Annotated in this window: 19 protein-coding genes; 5 read left to right on the top strand and 14 right to left on the bottom strand. The window is 70.8% G+C overall.

The window, feature by feature from the left end; all coding sequences use genetic code 11:
• Positions 1–87: 87 nt before the first annotated feature.
• A complete protein-coding gene (locus LIU39_RS15505; protein WP_227047288.1) occupies positions 88–2,904 on the bottom strand; it encodes a UPF0182 family membrane protein in 2,817 nt (938 codons plus the stop codon).
• A gap of 214 nt (positions 2,905–3,118) precedes the next feature.
• Between LIU39_RS15505 and LIU39_RS15510 the strand changes: the two genes are divergently transcribed.
• A complete protein-coding gene (locus LIU39_RS15510; protein WP_227047289.1) occupies positions 3,119–3,673 on the top strand; it encodes a PPA1309 family protein in 555 nt (184 codons plus the stop codon).
• Positions 3,674–3,785: 112 nt separating this feature from the next.
• Here LIU39_RS15510 and LIU39_RS15515 read toward each other — a convergent pair whose 3' ends face one another.
• The 4 genes from LIU39_RS15515 to LIU39_RS15530 all read right to left on the bottom strand — a co-directional run bounded on the left by LIU39_RS15515 (position 3,786) and on the right by LIU39_RS15530 (position 7,095).
• A complete protein-coding gene (locus tag LIU39_RS15515) occupies positions 3,786–4,883 on the bottom strand; it encodes a YlbL family protein (RefSeq protein WP_227047290.1) in 1,098 nt (365 codons plus the stop codon).
• Between the two features lie 84 nt (positions 4,884–4,967).
• Complete coding sequence (locus LIU39_RS15520; RefSeq protein ID WP_227047291.1) at positions 4,968–5,138, bottom strand: hypothetical protein; 171 nt, start codon at positions 5,136–5,138, stop codon at positions 4,968–4,970.
• A gap of 209 nt (positions 5,139–5,347) precedes the next feature.
• Positions 5,348–5,830, bottom strand: coding sequence for a molybdenum cofactor biosynthesis protein MoaE (locus LIU39_RS15525; protein ID WP_227047292.1), 483 nt, complete (start codon positions 5,828–5,830; stop codon positions 5,348–5,350).
• A gap of 113 nt (positions 5,831–5,943) precedes the next feature.
• Entirely contained in the window at positions 5,944–7,095 is a 1,152-nt protein-coding gene (locus LIU39_RS15530) for an SDR family oxidoreductase (RefSeq protein ID WP_227047293.1), read from the bottom strand.
• A 191-nt stretch (positions 7,096–7,286) separates the two neighbouring features.
• On the opposite strand from LIU39_RS15530, the gene LIU39_RS15535 reads away from it, so the two are divergent.
• Complete coding sequence (locus tag LIU39_RS15535; protein WP_227047294.1) at positions 7,287–8,801, top strand: zinc-dependent metalloprotease; 1,515 nt, start codon at positions 7,287–7,289, stop codon at positions 8,799–8,801.
• A complete protein-coding gene (locus LIU39_RS15540) occupies positions 8,798–9,328 on the top strand; it encodes an NUDIX hydrolase (protein WP_227047295.1) in 531 nt (176 codons plus the stop codon). Before LIU39_RS15535 ends, LIU39_RS15540 begins: the two co-directional genes overlap by 4 nt.
• Before the next feature lie 32 nt (positions 9,329–9,360).
• Here the strand turns inward: LIU39_RS15540 and LIU39_RS15545 are convergent, their stop codons facing one another.
• The 4 genes from LIU39_RS15545 to LIU39_RS15560 form a co-directional block, all read right to left on the bottom strand.
• Complete coding sequence (locus LIU39_RS15545; RefSeq protein ID WP_227047296.1) at positions 9,361–10,119, bottom strand: AIM24 family protein; 759 nt, start codon at positions 10,117–10,119, stop codon at positions 9,361–9,363.
• Between the two features lie 19 nt (positions 10,120–10,138).
• Positions 10,139–10,822, bottom strand: a complete 684-nt coding sequence (locus tag LIU39_RS15550) for an AIM24 family protein (RefSeq protein ID WP_227047297.1) — start codon at positions 10,820–10,822, stop codon at positions 10,139–10,141.
• 12 nt (positions 10,823–10,834) lie between these two features.
• Positions 10,835–12,499: a TerD family protein gene (locus LIU39_RS15555; RefSeq protein ID WP_227047298.1), complete on the bottom strand. Its 1,665-nt coding sequence runs from the start codon at positions 12,497–12,499 to the stop codon at positions 10,835–10,837.
• A 111-nt stretch (positions 12,500–12,610) separates the two neighbouring features.
• Positions 12,611–13,237: a M48 metallopeptidase family protein gene (locus LIU39_RS15560; protein WP_227047299.1), complete on the bottom strand. Its 627-nt coding sequence runs from the start codon at positions 13,235–13,237 to the stop codon at positions 12,611–12,613.
• Positions 13,238–13,460: 223 nt separating this feature from the next.
• On the opposite strand from LIU39_RS15560, the gene LIU39_RS15565 reads away from it, so the two are divergent.
• Together LIU39_RS15565 and LIU39_RS15570 are read left to right on the top strand one after the other, a co-directional pair.
• Positions 13,461–14,597 (top strand): ThiF family adenylyltransferase, encoded by a 1,137-nt coding sequence (locus LIU39_RS15565; RefSeq protein WP_227047300.1) that lies wholly within the window; start codon positions 13,461–13,463, stop codon positions 14,595–14,597.
• Between the two features lie 34 nt (positions 14,598–14,631).
• Complete coding sequence (locus tag LIU39_RS15570) at positions 14,632–16,008, top strand: ABC1 kinase family protein (protein ID WP_227047301.1); 1,377 nt, start codon at positions 14,632–14,634, stop codon at positions 16,006–16,008.
• Positions 16,009–16,088: 80 nt separating this feature from the next.
• On the opposite strand, the gene LIU39_RS15575 is transcribed toward LIU39_RS15570, so the two are convergent.
• The 5 genes from LIU39_RS15575 to LIU39_RS15595 all read right to left on the bottom strand — a co-directional run bounded on the left by LIU39_RS15575 (position 16,089) and on the right by LIU39_RS15595 (position 19,899).
• Entirely contained in the window at positions 16,089–16,298 is a 210-nt protein-coding gene (locus LIU39_RS15575) for a hypothetical protein (protein WP_227047302.1), read from the bottom strand.
• 102 nt (positions 16,299–16,400) lie between these two features.
• On the bottom strand, positions 16,401–16,718 hold the full coding sequence (locus LIU39_RS15580; RefSeq protein WP_227047303.1) for a putative WhiB-interacting protein: 318 nt from the start codon (positions 16,716–16,718) through the stop codon (positions 16,401–16,403).
• Positions 16,715–17,068, bottom strand: a complete 354-nt coding sequence (locus LIU39_RS15585; protein WP_227047304.1) for a WhiB family transcriptional regulator — start codon at positions 17,066–17,068, stop codon at positions 16,715–16,717. The genes LIU39_RS15580 and LIU39_RS15585 overlap by 4 nt, the downstream gene beginning before the upstream one ends.
• 120 nt (positions 17,069–17,188) lie before the next feature.
• A complete protein-coding gene (locus tag LIU39_RS15590) occupies positions 17,189–17,515 on the bottom strand; it encodes a hypothetical protein (protein ID WP_227047305.1) in 327 nt (108 codons plus the stop codon).
• 143 nt (positions 17,516–17,658) lie between these two features.
• Positions 17,659–19,899 (bottom strand): ATP-dependent DNA helicase UvrD2, encoded by a 2,241-nt coding sequence (locus LIU39_RS15595; protein ID WP_227047306.1) that lies wholly within the window; start codon positions 19,897–19,899, stop codon positions 17,659–17,661.
• Between the last annotated feature and the right edge of the window lie 216 nt (positions 19,900–20,115).

Genomic DNA, 20,115 nt, shown 5'->3' on the forward strand with positions numbered 1-20,115 from the left:
ACGCCGCGGGGACGGCTCTTGACCACTGCCGCCGTGGGGCCGCCGGTCCCATCGGCGGCCGCACGGATGCGGCGGGCAGCGACCTGCTCAGCCCCCGGAACCGCCGCCCTTCTTCGCGGACTTCTCCTCTGCCGCCGCGGCCCGGTCCAGCGCCTCCTTGAGCTTCTTCTGCGCCTGGCCGTAGCCGGCCCAGTCGCCCGAGACGCGGGCCTTCTCGCCGGCCTCGTACGCCTTCTGCGCGTCGCCCAGCACCTCCTGGACCGTCTGGTTCACGGGAGGCTGCGTCGTCTGGCCGTTGTCCGGCGGCTCGGTGCCGGTACTGGGCGACTTCTTGCCGAAGACCACGTCCAGCGCGTCCTCAAGGGAATTCTCCAGGACCGGCTTGTTGTCGCCGTAGCTGACCAGGACCTTCTTCAGCAGCGGGTAGTTGGTGTTCGCGCCGCGCAGATAGACCGGCTCGACGTACAGCAGTCCACCGTCCAGGGGCACGGTCAGCAGATTGCCGTACTCGATCTCGGAATCGCCGAACTTCTTGAGGATGTTCAGCTCGTTGGCGATCTTCGGATCGGAGTTGAACTTCGACTGCACCAGTTGTGGGCCGGGGACCGGGGTCTCCGACGGCAGTTTCAGAATTCTGATCTTGCCGTAGTCATCGCTCTTCGCGTTGGCGTCGACGGCCATGAACGCCCCGAGGTTGTCTCTCTTGTTCGGCGTGAACGTCGTCGTCAGCGAGAAGGTCTGTTCCTTCTGGTCCGGCATCTTCATGCTCAGGTAGTACGGCGGCACGGCGTTGCCCGACTTGTTCGTCGGATCATTGGGGATCTGCCACCGCTCGGAACCGGTGTAGAACGTGCCCGGGTCCGTGACGTGGTACGTCGTCAGCAACTGCCGCTGGACCTTGAACAGGTCCTGCGGATACCGCAGATGCTCCTCCAGCGACGAGCTGATGGCGTCCCGCTTCTCCACCGTGCCGGGGAACGCCTTCATCCAGGTCTTGAGGACCGGGTCCTTCTTGTCCCACTGGTAGAGCTTGACCGAGCCGTCGTACGCGTCGACCGTCGCCTTCACGGAGTTGCGGATGTAGTTGACCTGGTTCTGCTGGGCCATCACCGCCCGCTGCCCGTTGGTGAGCGAATCGGCCGTGGTGTCACCGAGCGTGGTGCGCGAGGCATACGGATAGCCGTTGCTCGTGGTGTAGGCGTCCACGATCCACTGGATCCGGCCGTCGATGACCGCCGGGTAGGCGTCGCCGTCGATGGTCAGCCAGGGGGCGACCGCTTCGACGCGCTCCTTGGGTGTGCGGTTGTACAGGATCCGCGAACCGTCGCCGATCGCCCCGGAGTACAGGATCTGCGGCTCCCCGAACGCCACCGCGTACGCGGCGCGGTTGATGGGGTTGGAGAGGTTGACACCGCTCTTGCCCTGGTACGTGTAGCTCTTCTCGCCGTTGTCGTCGGAGTAGTCCAACTCCTTCTGCGGACCGCCGACGATGGAGTACTGCGTGGTCTTCTCGCCGTAGTACACCCGCTGCTCGTACGGGGGGAACTGGCCCTTGGACGGCAGCTTCGACTCGGTGTACTTCGGGCCGCCGCCCTCCGCCGTCTCGGTGCCCTTCGCGGCCACCGCGCCATAGCCGTGGGTGTACTTGAAGTGGTCGTTGATCCAGTTCCGCTCGGGGATACCCGCGATGTTCAGCTCGCGCAGACCGATGACGGTGTCCTGCTCGGCACCGTCCTTGTCCTTGTAGCGGTCGACGTCGAGGGTGGAGGGGAACTGGTAGTAGCCGCGCGCCTGCTGCTGTTGCTGGAACGCCGGGGACACCACGTTCGGGTCGAGCAGTCGCATGCTGGCGGTGGTGTCGGCGTTGTCCCGCAGCTTCTGGCTCTCCTCCTTGCCGGCGGGCTTGTAGTTGCCCTTGTAGCCGCTGACCTCGGCGTCCTGGATGTCGTACGCGTCCCGGGTCGCCTTGATGTTCTGCTTGATGTACGGCGCTTCCTTGGCCTGTTCGTTCGGCTGGACCTGGAACTTCTGCACGATCGCCGGGTACAGACCGCCGATCAGCACGGCGGAGAGCACCATCAGGCCGAAGCCGATGACCGGAAGCTGCCACGTACGGCGCCAGAGAGTGGCGAAGAACAGCACCGCGCAGATCGCCGCGATGAAGAACAGGATCGTCTTCGCCGGGAGGTAGGCGTTGGCGTCGACGTACCGCAGGCCCGTCCAGCCGTCGGCCGACTTCAGGCCGCTGGACTTCACCGCCAGGCCGTACCGGTCGAGCCAGTATGCGATGGCCTTGAGCGACACGAAGATGCCCAGCAGCACGGACAGATGGCCGGTGGCGGCCGCCGTCGCGCGCGAGCCGGGGCTCGTCAGCCGCAGTCCGCCGTAGAGGTAGTGCGTCAGCGCGGCGGCCACCAGGCACAGCACCGCCGCGGCGAAGCCGAAGCTCAGCAGGAAGCGGTACCAGGGCAGATCGAAGGCGTAGAACGCGACGTCCTTGCCGAACTGCGGGTCCTTCTGGCCGAAGGGCACGCCGTTGACCCACTGGAGCCACGTACGCCACTCACCGGACGCGGAGGCACCGGCGATCAGGCCGACGACCGCGGCAATCGCGAGGAGCGCCCATTTCTTGAACGGCGCCAGGCCCATGCGGTAGCGGTCCAGGCTCTGCTGCTCCACGGACATCGCGCTGAGCGGCGGCCGCAGCCGGTGGGCCAGCCAGACGTTGACGCCGACGGCCACGGCCATCAGCACGCCGAAGAAGAAGAACAGGCCGATCTTGGTCCACAGGGTTGTGGTGAAGACCGAGGAGTATTTGACCGAGCGGTACCAAAGCCAGTCGGTCCAGAACCCGGAGAACATCACGAAGAGCATGGCCAGCACGGCCAGTACACCCAACGTCATGAGCAGGGTCCGGATCCGCCGCGACGGTCGGCCGACTCTGATCCGTGGCCCGGAGGGGCCTCCGCCGCGGTCCGGCATCTGGAAAGCCAAGGTGCGCACCTCGAAGTTCGCTGTCGTGTGGAACAGGCCCGGCGATAGTAGGACCCACTGATGCAACTTACGAAGGCTTTACTCGGTTCCCGATTTCCGGGGTTCACAAGGCACGATGTGAAACATGACCAACCTCCCCGTTGACGGCACCCCTCTCGCCTCCGATCCGCTGACCCGCGCCGTACTCGAAATCGACGAGTACAGCGCCGGTCTCGGCTGGGACCAGCCCGCCCGCCTGTTCGCCCTCGTCGATTCCGCGAAGCTGCGTGACCAGGAACCTTCGCTCGCCGAGCAGCTCGGCATCGATGACTCCACCACCGCGTCCCTGACCCCCGTCGAGCAGGACGAGATCCCCGCCGGGGCTCCGCTCGACGAATTCCTCGCCACCATCGCCTGGCCGGAGGCGGTCGTCGGCTGCGCGCTGACCGTGGAGCGGCTGATGCTGCCGCCGTCCGCCGAGGATTCCGTGCCCGAAGGCATGGACGAGGCGCAGCTCGCCACGTGGGTCGCCAGGCATCCGGACCGTCAGGAGGTCCGTATGACGGTGGCGGTGCTGCGGGACGGTTCGCGGGAGTCGGCGCTGCGGCTGCGGGAGAAGGACTCGACCTCCGAGGTGCTCACGGGCGCCTCGTTGGTGCCGGGCCTCGCGGACGCGCTGGCCACGACATTCGAGTCCTGAACGGCTGACACCCGCCCTGCCCCGGGCGGCCCGGCGCCGCCGGTCCTTCCCGGAGCGCGGGCGGGTGCGGTCCTGCGCCGGAGCGCCCGCGGCAGCGCCGGCGCGGAATGCGTTACGGCGCGCCGGACTTGGCGCAGCTGGGCAGGCCCGACGTGTGGCCGCTGCTGATCTTCTCCAGCGCCTTCACCGCGTCACCGATGGTGTCGACCTTCACGAGGGTGAGGCCCTCCGGGGTGTCCTTGGCCGCGGCGGCGCAGTTGTCCTTCGGCGTCAGGAAGTATTCGGCGCCCTTGGCCCGCGCGCCGACCGTCTTCATCGAGATGCCGCCGATCGGCCCGACCTTCCCCTTGTCGTCGATGGTGCCGGTGCCCGCCACGAACTTGCCGCCGGTCAGGTCCTGCGGTGTGAGCTTGTCGACGATGCCGAGCGCGAACATCAGGCCGGCGCTCGGACCGCCCACGTCGGCCAGCTTGACGTCGATGGGGAACGGGAAGATGTGGTCGACTTCGGCCTGGATGCCGACGATGGCCCGGCCGTCCTCCGCCTTCTCCGTCGTGAGGGTCACCTGCCGGCGGCCGGTCTCGGGGCGCTTGCCCTTCTTCTCGTCCGCCGCCGCGGCCTTGGCGGGGATGACCGTGAAGACGACCTTTTCGCCCGCCTTGTGCCGGGTCACCAGCTTGGCGACGTCCGCCGTCGCCTTGACCGGCGTACCGTCCACGGCCTTGATCACGTCGCCGGCGTGCAGGTGCCCGTCGGCCGGCTTGTCCTTGACGACGGAGCCGACGACGGTCTGGGAGGCGACCGGGATCTTCAGCTGCTTGAGAGCCGCGGCCTTGGCGCTCTCCTGGGACTGGCTGAATTCCTCGGCGTTCACCTGGTCCGCCTGCTCGGCCGTCTGTCCCTCGGGGTAGAGCGTCTTGTGCGGGACCACGGCGCTGTCGGGGTCGAGCCAGCCGGAGACCGCCTGGAGGAGATTCATGGTGTAGTCGGGGCCGGTGACGCGGACCGTGGTCATGTTGAGGTGACCGGTCGTCGGATACGTCTTGTGGCCGCCGATCTGCAGCACCGGCTTGCCGTCGTGGTCGCCCAGGGTGTTCACCGTCGGGCCCGGTGACATCTCGGAATACGGCGCGGGGATGAGCACCCCGGCGCAGATCAGCGCGATCAGCATCAGGGTCGAGGCGAGCAGCGTCGCGGTGCGGCGTGGCATGGAACGACAGTACGGGACGGGTATGACAACCGGCCCGCGGGGCCGTCCGTATGAGGCGGCGGAGGGCGGTGGCGCGAAGCGCGCTCAGGCCGCGTCGGACCCGGAGTGTTCCTTCTCCATCGCGGCGCGGAACCGCGCGTATCCGGCCAGCTCCGCGACGTCCCCGCTCTTGCGGTTCCGCAGGGTCCAGCTGCTCCAGAGAGCGGCGGCGAACGCGGCAAGGAGCGGAATCAACAACCAGAGGAGCGCACCCATAGTGGCCTCCCGGCCCTTAGTGCATACATGTTCGACGAATAAACAGATTAACCATCTGCCGGGTCAACGCTCACGCCAGGGGGCGGGTTACGCAACCGGAACGCAAGGCACCGGATCAGCCGAGTGTTCGGGAACCGTACGGAGGCATGGCCTGCCGTCAGGCACGGCCCGCAGGCTCGTCTCCTTTGACCGGTGGCTCCCCGGGAGGATCACTGCGCGCCCACCCACTCCTCGGTGCCGTCCGAGAAGGTCTGGTGCTTCCAGATCGGCACCTCGTGCTTGAGGTCGTCGATCAGTTTGCGGCAGGCGTCGAACGCCTCGCCCCGGTGCGGGCAGGAGACCGCGACGACGACGGCGAGGTCGCCGACGGCGAGGTCGCCCACCCGGTGGACGGCGGCCAGCGCGCGGACGGGGAAGTCGGCCACGACCTTCTCGGCGACGCGACGCATCTCCGCCTCGGCCGTCGGGTGCGCGGAGTAGCCCAGCCCGTCGACGTCGGAGCCGCCGTCGTGGGAGCGGACCGTGCCGACGAACAGGGCCGTTCCGCCCGCGGCTGTGTCACCGACGGTCGCGTGGACCTCGTCCACGGACAGCGGCGTGTCGCGGATCGCCAGGAGGCGGATCGGGTCCGCCGCGACCTGCTCACCGGGGTGGTCGGGGCGCGGGGACGGAGGAACAGGTGTGCCGGACATGCTGCCATCGTGCCGCATTCGGCGGACGAAGGGGAATCGCCGTTTCCACCGGGCGCCGGGGCCGCCGTATGGAGGCTCCTACAGGGCGGCCGCCGCGCCCGCCGTCCTCCGGGTCAGATGCGGCGGCGGGCCTTGCGTGCGCGCCGGACCAGGGCCGCCGTGCCCAGGAGAGCGACGGTGGCGCCGGCGGCGCCGGCCGCGGTGGCGTCCTTGCGGCCGAGCCTGCGGCCGGCGAGGGTGTGCCGTCCCGCGACCTCTTCCAGGAGTTCGGCCAGGACGTCCTCGTTCGTCCACCGGGGCCGCCAGCCCGCTTCGTGGAGCCGGCTGCCGCTGACCACCCAGGGGTGCATCGTGTACGCGAGGTCGCCCGCGGGCGACGGGGTCAGGCCGATGCGGTGCAGGCGGGCCGCGGCGCCCAGGGCCACGGACGACGGCAGTTCCATCCGCCGGATCCCGGACAGCTCCTCGACCTCTTCCTGTTCCAGCCAGCCGTCGCAGCCGACCGCGAGTTCACCGTCGACCTTCTCCAGGGCGGCGTACTCCAGGGCGCTGACCAGGTCGTCCACGTGGCAGAACTGCCAGGCGGGGCGGGATCCCGCGACGACCAGGAGGCGCGGCGACTCGAAGTAGCGGGTCAGGGCGGTGTCGGTGCCGCCCACCAGGACGGTGGGGCGCAGAACGGTGACGTTCAGGCCGGGGTGTGCGCGGGGCGCGCGGCGGGCGAGGTGCTCGATCTCCAGGAGGTCGCCGACGCCCGTGGCGTCGGCGGTGGCGCGCAGTTCGGCGTCCTCGGCGAGCGGCACGTCGTTGTCGGGGAGCGCGCCGTAGACCATGGCGGAGGTGCACAGCACGACGCGGTGGACGCCGGCGGCCGCGGCGGCGGTGAGCACGGTCTGGGTGCCGCGGACGTTGTAGGCGGTACGGGCCGCGGCATCGGTCTCCAGGTCGAGGTCGAGCGCCAGGTGGACGACGACGTCGGCGCCGCGCAGCTTCTCGGCGATGGCGGGGTCGCGTACGTCCAGCAGGTGCCAGTGCGCCTCGGGGACGTCGCCGCGCCTCTCGTCGATGGCCACGACCTGTTTGACCTCGTCGGATGCCACGAGGGCGCGGGTCAGCAGTTCGCCGACGCCGAAGGCGGCTCCGGTGACGGCGACGACGGGGCGGCGTCCCGGCCGCTGGGTGGTGCCGTCTTCGGTGCGGCCTGCTTTCTCGGTCGGGGCGGCAGCGTTTCGCGCTGCGCGAACGGTCGGATCTGGGGAACTCACCGGGCGTCTCCAGCGGTTGTCTTCAGTACGCACGCGAACTGGCGCGTACGTACAGGTGGCGTCCATCCTGCCGCAGGCACCGCGACAGCGAAGCACCGAGGCCCGAAGCTCTCGGGGTGTCTACGCTGGAGGGTGATGTCGGGCAGCCGCCGTCGGCCCCGGGTCGGCGGCCCTACGAGCCGAGGAAACCCGTGAGTGACACCCCATTTGGATTCGGCCTTCCGCCGGAGGAGCCGGAGGACGGCGACAACGGCGAGAAGAAGGGCGGCCAGGGAGGTGGCCAGGGCCCTGCGGACCCGTTCGGGTTCGGCGGCGGGAGCGGCGGCGCGGACAATCCGTTCGCGGCGCTCTTCGGCGGCATGGGCGGTCCCGGCGGCCAGATGAACCCTGGCGATCTTGGCGCCGCCTTCCAGAAGCTCGGCCAGATGCTCTCGTACGAGGGCGGGCCGGTGAACTGGGACATGGCCAAGGACATCGCGCGGCAGACCGTCGCGCAGGGCGCCGAGGACGGCAGCAAGGACGCGAGCCTGTCCCCCGGTGAGCGCGTCGCGGTCGAGGAGGCCGTGCGCCTGGCGGATCTGTGGCTGGACGGCGTGACGTCGCTGCCTTCGGGGGCCGGTTCGGTGGTGGCGTGGAGCCGTGCGGAGTGGGTCGAGGAGACCCTGCCGGTCTGGAAGGACCTGGTGAATCCGCTGGCGGAGCGGGTCGGGTCGGCGATGGGCGATGTGCTGCCCGGGGAGATGCAGGCCATGGCGGGCCCGCTCCTGGGCATGATGCGTTCCATGGGCGGCGCGATGTTCGGCACCCAGATCGGCCAGGCGCTCGGCGTCCTGGCGGGCGAGGTCGTCGGATCGACGGATGTCGGGCTGCCGCTGGGTCCGGCGGGCAAGGCCGCGCTGCTGCCGGGGAACATCGCGCAGTTCGGCGCCGGCCTGGGCGTGCCGGAGGAGGAAGTGCGGCTGTACCTCGCCCTGCGGGAGGCCGCCCACCAGCGGCTCTTCGCGCATGTGCCGTGGCTGCGGTCGCATCTGTTCGGGGCCGTGGAGGGCTACGCCCGCGGCATCAAGGTCGACACCAGCAAGCTGGAGGACGTGGTCGGCCAGATCGACCCGCAGCATCCCGAGGAGCTGCAGAACGCCCTGCAGCAGGGCATGTTCCAGCCCGAGGACACTCCGGAGCAGAAGGCCGCGCTGGCCCGCCTGGAGACCGCGCTCGCGCTGGTGGAGGGCTGGGTGGACGCGGTGGTGCACGCCGCGGCCGCGCCGCATCTGCCGTCGGCCGACGCGCTCCGGGAGACGCTGCGGCGGCGCCGGGCGACCGGTGGCCCGGCCGAGCAGACCTTCGCGACGCTGATCGGTCTCCAGTTGCGTCCGCGGCGTCTGCGGGACGCTTCGCGGCTGTGGGCGTCGTTGACGGACGCCCGGGGCCTGGAGGGCCGCGACGCCCTGTGGGAGCACCCGGACATGCTGCCGACCGCCGCCGACCTGGACGATCCGGACGGCTTCGTGCACCACGAGCAGATGGACTTCTCCGAGCTGGACAAGATGCTGGGTGACGCGGCGAGCTGCACGACGGATCTGCGCAAGCCGGACGCGTCCCCGCAGGCGCCGGATGCTGCTCCGGAGGTGCCCGGCGAGCCCGGTGAGGGACGCGGGCCCGGCGACGGCAAGGACGAGGGCGGCGCCAAGGGCGACGGTGACCGGTGAGCCTGCGTGACGAGGCGGCGCGGGCGCTCAAGGAGTGGCCCGCGCCGTCGCCCGCCCAGGAGGAGCTGCGGCTCGCGTACCTGGAGCACCTGGCGGCGCACCAGGACGGCATGTGGAAGCCCTGCAAGGAGGGGCATCTCACGGCGAGCGCGCTGGTGATCGATCCGGCCGCGGGCCGGGTGCTGCTCACCCTGCACCGCAAGCTGGAGATGTGGCTCCAGATGGGCGGCCACTGCGAGCCGGAGGACGGCACGCTGGCCGGGGCGGCGCTGCGGGAGGCGCGGGAGGAGTCCGGGATCGCGCAGGGCCTGACGCTGCTGCCCGGCGGCCCGGTGCGGCTTGACCGTCATCACACGCCGTGTGCCTGGCATCTGGATGTGCAGTTCGCGGCCCTGGCGCCGGCGGGCGCGGTCGCGGAGATCAGTGACGAGTCGCTGGACCTGCGGTGGTTCGGTTACGACGAGGTGGCGGCCGTCGCGGACGACTCGGTGGTGCGTCTGGTGGACCGCACCCGCGCGCTTCTCTAGAGGCGCGCGGGCGGATCCGCCCCGGTGGGCCGTCAGTTGGTGAAGATGTTGCCCTGGTTGTAGCCGCGGGCGCCCTGCTGGCCCATGCCGAACTGGGCGGCCAGGCCGGAGCCGATGTCGGCGTTCTGCGGCGGCAGCAGTTCGCTGGGCTGGACGAGCGCGTAGCCCTGGCCGAGGAAGCTGAGTTCCCAGCCCTCGCCGGTGCTGCCGCGGCGCCGCCACACGCCGGACGAGTGCGTCTGCGCCTGCATCTGGACGCGCAGCGAGGCGGACCAGGCGACGACCGCGTCGGCGTCGGCGTTGACGTACTTGTCGGGCGTGACCTGCATCATCAGCGGCTGTCCCGAGGTCATCAGGGCGACCTTGCCCTGTCCCGAGATGTTGATCTGGTACTTGCCTGTACCGGAGATGCCGTACTGGCTGTCGACGGAGACGACCTCCCAGTGGAGGCCCGAGTCGAGCGCCAGGACGTAGCTGCTGTCGACGGTCAGGCCGTCGTGGTCGACGTCGACGACGTGGACGTACTGGGCGAGGTTGGCGAGGTAGACGGTGCCCTGGCCGGAGACGCGCATCAGCTCCAGGCCCTCACCGGTCATCGCGCGGGCGCGGTGCTGGCCCTGGGTCTGGTAGTTGCCGTCGAATTCGAGGAGCCCCTGGTAGGCGACCATCGTTCCCTTGCGGGCGAGGATGTCCTCGTGCCCCTGGAGTGCGACGCGCAGCAGCTGTGCGTTCTGCAGCGCGTAGCGGTCCTGGGTCTGTGCCTCGGTGAAGGCGAAAAGCGGGCTCTGCATGGTGGTTCGGTCCTCCCCCTCAGCCCCGGGCCCGGAGCCGGTCGGTGCTGTCCTCGCTGGGCTGGACGATGACGAAGCCCTGGCCGGAGAAGCCGAGTTGGTACGCCTCGCCGCTGCCGCGGCCGATCATCGAGGACGCCTTGAAGCTGCGCTTGCCCTTCATCTTCAGGTTGGTGGACCAGGCCACGAGGGCATCGGGGTCCACGTACGTCTCGTCCTCGCCGCGGCCGCAGTCGACGACGATCGGTGTGCCGCGGGAGGTGAGGGCGACCCAACCAGTGCCGGAGATACCGACGTTGAAGAGCCCCTGGCCGGCGAATTTGGCCATGCCCTTGACGCGCTGGACGCTCCACTGGAGGTGTGCGTCGAGGGCGAGGAGGTTGGTGCCGTTGACGGAGAGCGAGTCGCCGTTGAGGTTGATGCAGACGACGTCGGCGCCGTAGTCGGCGAGGTAGAGGATGCCGTCGCCGCTGCACTTCATCAGCGGGGCGCCTTCGCCGGTGATCCACTGGGAGGCCATCTGACGGACGGCGGGAGGGTTGGGCTCGTACTGGATGAAGCCTTCATAGGCGACCATCGATCCGGTGCGGGCGAAGACGTCATGGCCGCTCTGCATGGCGATCTTGGCCATGGCGCTGCCGTGGTTCTCCATGCGGGCGGCGGGCGGGGTCGGGGCGTAGCCCGACAGCTGCTGCTGGCTCATGTTCCGGGCTCCTCAGACCTCGTAGGGCTGGACGATGACGAAGTTGCCCGGAGCGCCACGGAACTGGAGGTTCGCGGTCTCGCCGGAGTGGCCGGGGTAGGCGTGCCGGCGCAGGCTGACCTGACTGGAGATGATCACCTGCGAGGCGGCGGACCAGGCGACGATGGCGTTGGCGTCGGCGAAGGTGGTCGGGGTGACCGGCAGCACGACGGGGTTGCCCCGGGTGGTGACGACGACCGTGCCGGTGCCGTGGAACTGCATGGTGAACAGGGCGCCGCCCGGGATGCCGTGGCCCTCGATGCGGCGCACTTCGTACTGCAGCGATTCGTCGAAGGCGAGGACGCTCTCGGCGGACACGCAGATCGCGTCGCCCTGGAGCTCGATGGGGTGGACGTGTGCGCTGTTCTCGGCGAAGAACACCTGGCCCTGACCCGAGCAGCGCATCAACTGCATTTCCTGGCCCGTGGCGTTGCCCACGATGCGGCCGCGGATACCGGCGCCCTTGTAGCTGAAGTCGACCTTGCCCTGGTAGAGCACCATGCTGCCCTGGCGGGCGAGCACCGGCTGGCCGTCGATGCCGAGGTCGACGCGGACCAGCTTGCTGTTCTGCGGCGTCCACCGCCGGCCGGTGGGAGCTTCCTTGTACTTCTCCAGGACGGCGCCGAGCCCGGGGCCGCCCTGCGTGGGCACGGCCGGGGCCTGGCCCGGGTGGGGCGCTCCCGGCTGTCCGTACGGGGCGGGCTGTCCCGGCTGTCCCTGGGGCGGGCCGTATCCGCCGGGCGGCGGGACGGGCCGGCCGTACGGGTCCGGCGGCGGGGGCTGCTGGCCGGGGAAGCCGCCGGGGGCGGGCTGTCCGTAGGGCGCGGGGTGCTGTTGACCGGGGATTCCTGGGGCTTTCGGGGGCGGGACCTGCCCGGCGGGCGGGGCCATCGGCGCGGCGATGGTGGGGGCGCTGTGGACCTGCGGGGCGGTCGGCTGCGGCGTGGGGGCGGCGGGCGGTGCGCCTTGGGGCGGGCCGAAGTCGGGAGCGGGCTGCTGCGGTGCCGCGGGGGCGCCGAAGGACGGTGCGGGGGCCGCCCCGGAGGGCGGGGCGAAGCCGGGGACGGCCTGCGCGGCGGCGGGCGGGGCGGGCTCGGGGGCGGCTTCCTCTTCGGCGACCTCGCCGCCGAAGTTCTTCAGCAGCGCTTCGAGACCGCCGTCGAATCCCTGGCCGACGGCGGCGAACCGCCAGACGTCCTTCAGGTAGAAGTCGCCGAGCATGACGGCGCGTTCGGTGCTGAATTCGGAGCCGTTGAAGGAGTAGCGGGCGACTTCCTCGCCGCCTGCCACGATCCGGATGTAGCCGGGGCCGATCCGGGAGACCTGGCCCGCGCCGTCCAGAGCCGCGGTGAAGGACAGCTTCCGGATCTGCGGCGGGATGCGGTCGAGGGTGACCCGGAAGGACTGGGTGTCGCCTGCCTGCGCTCCGAGCTGCTGGATCGACTCCTCGGGCGATGCGGGCTGGTTGAAGAAGATGAAGTACCGGTCGTCGGAGAGCCGTTCGTCCGCGTCGAGCCCGAAACAGCTGATGTCGAACGTGAGGCCCGGCCCGCCGATCTGCACCCCGACGTACAGGTCCGTCCCTGCCGTCAGGTCACCGATCCTGGCTTTGTGGCCCCGCTGGAATTCCCTGGCCATAGGTAGTGCCCGTCCCCCGCTCCGGCTGTGAGTTGGTAGTGCGCGCCAGGCTAACCGCCGGCTCTGACAGCGGGTGATGCCGGGGCTGTGCCGGTGTCTTGGGTGCGGCTGCTATTCGCTGCGGGCGGCGGGCAGATGGGGCAGCCGGTCGGCGGCGACCACACCTTCGAGGTATCCGCGGGCCCGTTCGGTGCGCGGATAGGACTCCAGCAGCTTCCAGAACCGGGGGCCGTGGCCGGGGACGAGGAGGTGCGCCAGCTCGTGCAGCAGGACGTAGTCGATGACGTATTCCGGCATGCCCTGGAGGCGGTGCGAGAGGCGGATGCTGCCCTCGGCGGGGGTGCACGATCCCCAGCGGGTGTTCTGGTTGGTGACCCAGCGCACGGACGCGGGGCGGGCACGGGCCTGCAGGAACTGCTCCGAGAGCCGTTCGGCGCGCTCGGCCAGCTCGCCGTCGCCGAGCATCCGCTTGCTCTCCTGGGCAGCGAGCTTGTCCAGCATGACGCTGATCCAGCGCTGCTCCTCGGCCTCGGACATGCGGGCCGGGATGAGGACGATGGTGCGGTCGCCCTCGCGGTAGGCGGAGACGGTACGGCGTCGGCGTGAACTGCGGCGCACCTCCACCGCGCTGGTGGCCGGCCCCCGGGGCGAGGGGCCCGAGGCAGCCCTGCGGGACGTGTCTGCGGCGTGACGCAGGGGGGTCTCCCCAGCGACACGTGGGGAAGGGTCGGCGGGCACGCGCCCGACGTTACCTGGTGGCCCTGCGGGAAGTCCCGACCCGCGAACGTTCGCACCCGAAACACCCCCTGCGGGAACCGTTTGTATGACTGATCCGGGCGCCTGTGGATAACTCGGCGCACGAAATCCGCGTTCGGCGCATGCTGGCCCCGCACGACGCAGATCGCTGGCGCAGAAGGCAAGCGGACGGACGGAAGACGGGGGGGCGGATGTCATGCATCCGATGATGAAGCCCGCGCTGCGGCGCGGCTGGCGGGACAGGTCCACGGTGCGGTTCGGGGTGGCGCCGGCACATGCCGTGGTGGTCGGGCCCGTGGACATGGCGACGGGCTACTTCCTGGACATGATCGACGGCACCCGCACCATGGAGCAGCTCACCGCGGACGCCGCGGCGCTGGATCTGTCGCCCGGTCATGTGCGGGGTGTGGTGGACCGGCTCGGTGCCGCGGGACTGCTGGACGCTCCGGCGGCGGGCGGCCCCGCGGCGGACGCGGTCCGCGCCGATGGCCCGGCCTTCGAGCGGCTCCGGCCCGACCTGGCGTCCCTGTCGGTCCAGCACCCGGAGGCCACCGGCGCGTTGGGGCGGATGGGGGCGCGCCGGGCGGTACGTGCGCGGGTCCGGGGCGCGGGACGGGTGGGAGCGGCCATCGCGGCGCTGCTGTCCTCCGGGGGCATCGGCCGGGTGGAGGTGCTGGACGGCGGGAAGGTCGAGCCGTGGGACGTCCTGCCCGGCGGGCATCCGGCGGAGCGCATCGGCGAGCGGCGGGACGCCTCGGCGCGGCGGCTCGTGCACGACGCGTCGCCGTGGGCCCGCAGGCCGCGGCCGGTCGGCCCGGTGAATGAGACGGGAGAGCCGGGCCTGTCGCTGGTGGTGCTCGCGCCGCGCGACGGCCTCGGGGCATACGCGCCCGACCCGGTGCTGTCCGAACCGCTGCTGACGGCCGGTATCCCGCACCTGTACGCGGGGGTGGTGGAGGGCACGGGTGTGGTGGGGCCGCTGGTGCTGCCCGGTGGCTCCGCGTGCGCCCGCTGCGACGAACTGCAGCGTACGGAAGCGGAGCCGGCCTGGCCCCGGCTGCTGGCGCAGTGGCGCTCGGGGCGCATCTCCCCCGCGGTGCCCGCCTGCGACGCGTCCCTGGCGACGATGGTCGCGGGGCAGGCCGCGGGGCAGGCGCTGGCGTTCCTCGACGGTGCGCTGCCACCGTGTACGGGCGCGCGGATGGAGTTCGCCCTGCCGTGTGCGGATCTGCGCACGGTGCGGATCGCACCGCATCCGGAATGCGGCTGCGGTGCGGCGGAGTCCTCCGCGGCGGCGGACGCCTCGGATCCGTCGCCGCGACGCGCCACAATGACGGAGTAACCCCGGTTGGGGACAGTGTGAGTTGGAGGGGCGCATGTCTGATCTTCCCCGCAAGGCGGTCACCCGTACCGCCAAGCTGGCCGCGCTGCCACTGGGGTTCGCCGGCCGCGCGACCTGGGGCCTGGGCAAGCGGATCGGCGGCAGATCTGCCGAGATCGTCGGCCGGGAGCTCCAACAGCGCACCGCGGAGCAGCTGTTCAAGGTGCTGGGCGAGCTGAAGGGCGGTGCGATGAAGTTCGGGCAGGCGCTGTCCGTCTTCGAGTCGGCGCTGCCCGAGGATGTCGCCGGGCCGTACCGCGCGGCGCTGACCAAGCTTCAGGAAGCGGCCCCGCCGATGCCGACGCGCACGGTCCACACGGTGCTCGCCGAGCGGCTGGGCGAGGGCTGGCGGGAGCTGTTCGAGGAGTTCGACGACAAGCCGTCGGCGGCGGCCTCGATCGGCCAGGTGCATCGCGCGGTGTGGCACGACGGCCGCGAGGTGGCGGTGAAGGTGCAGTATCCGGGGGCGGGCAAGGCCCTGCTGTCGGACCTGGCTCAGCTGAGCCGGTTCGCGCGGCTGCTGGGCCCGCTGATCCCCGGCATGGACGTCAAGCCGCTGATCGCCGAGTTGCGCGACCGGGTGGCGGAGGAGCTGGACTATGCCCTGGAGGCGGAGGCGCAGCAGGCGCACGCGGAGGAGTTCGCCGGGGATCCGGACGTACGGGTGCCGGCCGTGGTGCACCAGGGCGAACAGGTGCTGGTCACCGAGTGGTTGGAGGGCCGGCCGCTGTCCGAGGTCATCACGGACGGCAGCCAGGAGGAACGCGACCGGGCCGGGCAGTTGCTGGCCCGCTTCCTGTTCTCCGGCCCTGCGCGGACGGGCCTGCTGCACGCCGATCCCCATCCGGGCAACTTCCGGCTGCTCGGCGATGACGGCCCGGTGCACGAGTGGCAGCTGGGCGTACTGGACTTCGGCACCGTGGACCGGCTGCCCGAGGGGCTGCCGCCGACGATCGGCACGTCGCTGCGGATGACGCTGGACGGTGCGGCGGAAGCGGTCTACCAGCAGCTGTGCGAGGAGGGATTCGTCAAGGACTCCATCGAGCTGGACCCCGGTGCGGTGCTCGACTATCTGCTGCCGATCATCGAGCCGGCGCAGCTGGAGGAATTCACTTTCACGCGGAGCTGGATGCGGCAGCAGGCCGCCAGGATCGGTGATCCCCGCTCCCCCGCACATCAGTTGGGCAAGCAGCTCAATCTGCCGCCGTCGTATCTGCTGATACACCGGGTGACGCTGAGCACGATCGGGGTGCTGTGCCAACTGGGGGCGACAGTGCGGCTGCGCGACGAACTGGCGGCGTGGCTGCCCGGCTTCGTGGCGGAGCCCGTCGGGACGCCCGACACCATGGAGGTCGAGGAATCCACGGCGTGAGCCTCCCGCCGCACACCCGGCAGGAGGCCGAGCCCCGGCGCCCGTAGCGGCCGTTCGGACACGGCTCTACGGGCGCGCGCTCACCACCCGCTGGAGTCCAGGCGCCCTTCGATGGCGCGGAGGTTCTCCCGCGCGCAGCGCACACAGAAGTAGCGGCGGGTGCCGTTCTCGACGGAGCAGGTCCAGGTCGGCGGGGTGCCCTCGGCGACCGTGCCACAGCGGGCACAGAGCGTGTTCTCGGCGGCGGATTCCGGCTGCTCATACGTCTTGTCATACGTGTTGCGTTCCACCGTCCGACGATAGCTCCGTCGACCGCCCGAAAGCGGATACCACGCACCACGGGGCCCGCCCTGTCGGACGGACCCCCGTGTGGGCGGCACCTGGGCGCCGCTTTACTGCATCACTGCCATGGCCAGTGCCCGGCGGGCACGGAGCGACGCGCGCTCGGCGCGCCGCTGCATACGCCGCGCGGCGGCGAGCCGATGAGCCCTGCGTTCGGACTCGGCTTCCTGCAGGCGTTCGTGCATATGAGCACGCGCCAGGGCTTCTGGGATGAGTTGCATTTCGAGGTTCCTGTTCTGGCGCGACTCGATCGCACCGGAGTTCATGGGGGCGGGCATGTCGGTGACTGTGGGGTTCATCGCTGGGTCCTGCTTCTGGGGATCCCGGGTGACGGGACGGTCGATCGTTCCTGTGCCGAAGGTGTTCATGCCGCAACCGGGTTCTTGCGCGGACGGCCACGCGGACGCTTGCGCGCCACGACGACACCCTGGACGAACAGTTCTCCGCCCCAGACTCCCCACGGCTCGCGGCGGTCCTTGGCGCCGGCCAGACATGCCTCACGCACCGGGCAGCTCTGGCACAGGGACTTGGCGTACTCGACGTCGGCCGGGGACTCGGCGAAGAAGACCTCGGGGTCGTAGGTCCGGCACGGTACGGCGGCGCCGAGACGGTCGATTTCGTTGTCGAGCTCGGTGAGGGGCAGCAAGGAGTTCTCCTGGGGGTCGGGCGGAGGGATCAGGTCGGTCGCTACGGACGGGGTGTGCGTCTGGAGTTGCACGGTGGTGTGTTCCTCGTCTGTGTGGCCCGGCTGGTGGCTGGGCTCTTGGGCAAAACAAAAGGGCCGCGGATCCCGGTGTGGGTTCCGCGGCCCTGGAAGGTGCCGACCTGATCGTGCCGATCAGGCTGGATCTCTCCAGGGTTCGAGGCCGCGGTAGGCCCACGTTTCACGCTGCTGCTGGTACTGCTTCAGGGATCCGGCACCATTGGCCGCCTCGAAGGCAAAGGCATTCGCCACTGCCGCCGCTGCCGCTACCGCAGGTGCCTCGGTCGGTCGCACGCTGCGCTCCTCGGTCGACAGGACCAGGAGGGACTCGGGACGCGCGACCTCGACGCCGGACAGGCGGCCGAAGCCGGACATACCGGTGACAGAGAGCGAAGCGCCGAGAGCGCAGGGGGCAATGACCGAACGATCGGTCATTTTGTTCATCTCGATAATGCTGATCACTGGGCTCGCCTCCTCTCGGCGTCTCGGTGGACCGGGAATCCCGTTCCAAGCTTGTTCAAGTACAGCACGGATCCCGCGGATCTCGGAAGGCCCGTTGTCTCCGTGCTCCCGAAGGCTATGGGGATGCCGTCCGCGTGCGCAAACTATTTTTCCGACGAGTTTTCCGCGGCCTCCCCCGACCCCTCTCCGGGACCGTCCGCAGAGCCGTCCGACGGCTCCTCACCGGCGCACAGCGCCAGTACATCCGCCCCGAAACGGTCCAGCTTGCGCCGGCCCACCCCTGAGATGCCCGCCAGCTCCCCCGCGGTTCCCGGCACGGCCTCCGCAATCGCCATCAGCGTCTTGTCCGTGAACACGCAGAACGCCGGCTGGCTCAGCCGCCCCGCCTGTTCGGCCCGCCAGTCCCGCAGCCGCTCGTACAGCGCCTCGTCGAGATCCGAAGGGCAGTCCTCGCAGCGCATCAGCTTCATCTCGCCCGCGTCGGTCAGCGTCCTGCCGCACACCCGGCAGCGAGCCGGAGAACGGTCCTTACGGCGGACCGCACCGGCCGCGCCGGCCGCACCGCGCTCCACACCCCCCGCCGCCGCACCCGCCGCACGACGGGCCGCGCCGCCGCCCGCACCGGGGCGCAGGCCGTGCAGGAACCGGCTGGCCCGGCGGTTTGCCCGGCCGCCCGGGGAACGGGCCAGCGACCACGACAGCCCCAGGTGCCGACGTGCGCGGGTGACACCGACATACAGCAGCCGGCGCTCCTCCTCGACCTGCTCGTCCGTCTTGGCGTACGTGATCGGCATCATGCCTTCGGTGAGCCCCACCAGGAAGACGGCGTCCCACTCCAGGCCCTTCGCCGCGTGCAGCGAGGCGAGCGTCACACCCTCCACCGTCGGCGCGTGCTGGGCATGGGCCCGCTCGTCCAGCTCCGCGACGAGATCGGCGAGGGTGGCACCCGGCCGCGCCCTGGCGAAGTCCTCCGCGAGCCGCACCAGCGCCGCCAACGACTCCCAGCGGTCCCGCACCGCCCCCGAGCCGGCCGGCGGCTCACCCGTCCACCCCTTGGTGCTCAGCACCGCCCGGACCTGCGACGGCAGATCCACGGCATCGTCGAGCAGTGCGTCGTTGCCCCCGAAACGGGCGGCGCTGCGCAGCGCGACACCCGCCTCACGCACCTCGGGCCGCTCGAAGAACCGCTCGGCGCCGCGCAGCTGATACGGCACGCCGACGTCGGCCAGCGCCTGCTCGTACACCTCGGACTGCGCGTTGATGCGGAACAGCACCGCGATCTCGCCCGCCGAGACACCCGACGCGATGAGGTCACGGATCCGGCGCGCGGTGCCCTCGGCCTCGGCGGGCTCGTCGGCGTACTCGACGTACGCGGGCTCCGGGCCCGCCTCGCGCTGTGACACCAGCTCCAGACGGTGCTCGGCGGCCCGGCCGCTCGCCTGGGTGAGCAGGCCGTTGGCGAGATGCACCACCTGCGGCGTGGAGCGGTAGTCGCGGACCAGCTTGACGACCGTCGCGCGGGGATGGCGGGTGCGGAAGTTCAACAGGTGGTCGGGGGTGGCTCCGGTGAAGCTGTAAATCGTCTGGCTGGCGTCGCCCACCACGCACAGCGTGTCGCGCTCGCCCAGCCACAACTCCAGCAGCCGCTGCTGGAGCGGGCTGACGTCCTGATACTCGTCGACGACGAAATGCTGGTACTGGGCGCGGATCTGCTCGGCGATGTCGTGCCGGTCCTGGAGCACGCCCACCGTCAGCAGCAGCACGTCCTCGAAGTCGATCGCGCCGCGATCCCGCTTGAGCTGCTCGTACGTGGTGTAGATCTGACCGATCTCGGCCGGGTCGCGGGGCGCGTCCCGGCCCGCCTTGGCGACCGCCGCCGGGTAGTCCGCAGGCACCGTCTGGGTGACCTTGGACCACTCGATCTCGCCCGTGACATCGCGCAGCTCGTTGCGGTCCAGCCGGATACGGCAGCGCGCCGCGGCCTCCGCCACCAGCTGGATCTTGCGCTCCAGCAGCCGCGGCACCTCGCCACCCACCGCCTTCGGCCAGAAGAACTGCAACTGCCGCAACGCCGCGGAGTGGAACGTCCTCGCCTGCACGCCGCCCGCGCCCAGCTGCCGCAGCCGCCCGCGCATCTCACCCGCCGCGCGCGCGGTGAAGGTGACCGCGAGCACACTCGCCGGCTGCAGGATCCCCGCCCGCACGCCGTACGCGATCCGATGGGTGATCGCGCGGGTCTTGCCCGTGCCCGCGCCGGCCAGCACACACACCGGACCGTGCAGGGCCGTCGCGACCTCGCGCTGCTCCGGGTCGAGCCCGTCGAGCACCGCGTCGGCCGAATCCGGGACCTGCGGGAAAAGAGAGGAGTCCGATGCTGCTGTCACCCCGCCATGCTGCCAGGTCCGCCGGGGCACCCGGAAAGTTGTCCACAGCCGGCGGATTGTGGTCGTACCGCACCGTGCCTCTGGGGACGGCGGCGCACACGCGTCGCCGATCTCTGCTTTCGTGGTGGATGCGAGGGGGGCGGCGCGGTGAGGTGGGGGTGCCGGGCCCGGAGCGTCAGGGCGGCGAGGCGTGGCCGACGGGCCGACGGGCCGACG

It is taken from the genome of Streptomyces pinistramenti, assembly GCF_020564935.1.
GTDB lineage: Bacteria > Actinomycetota > Actinomycetes > Streptomycetales > Streptomycetaceae > Streptomyces > Streptomyces pinistramenti.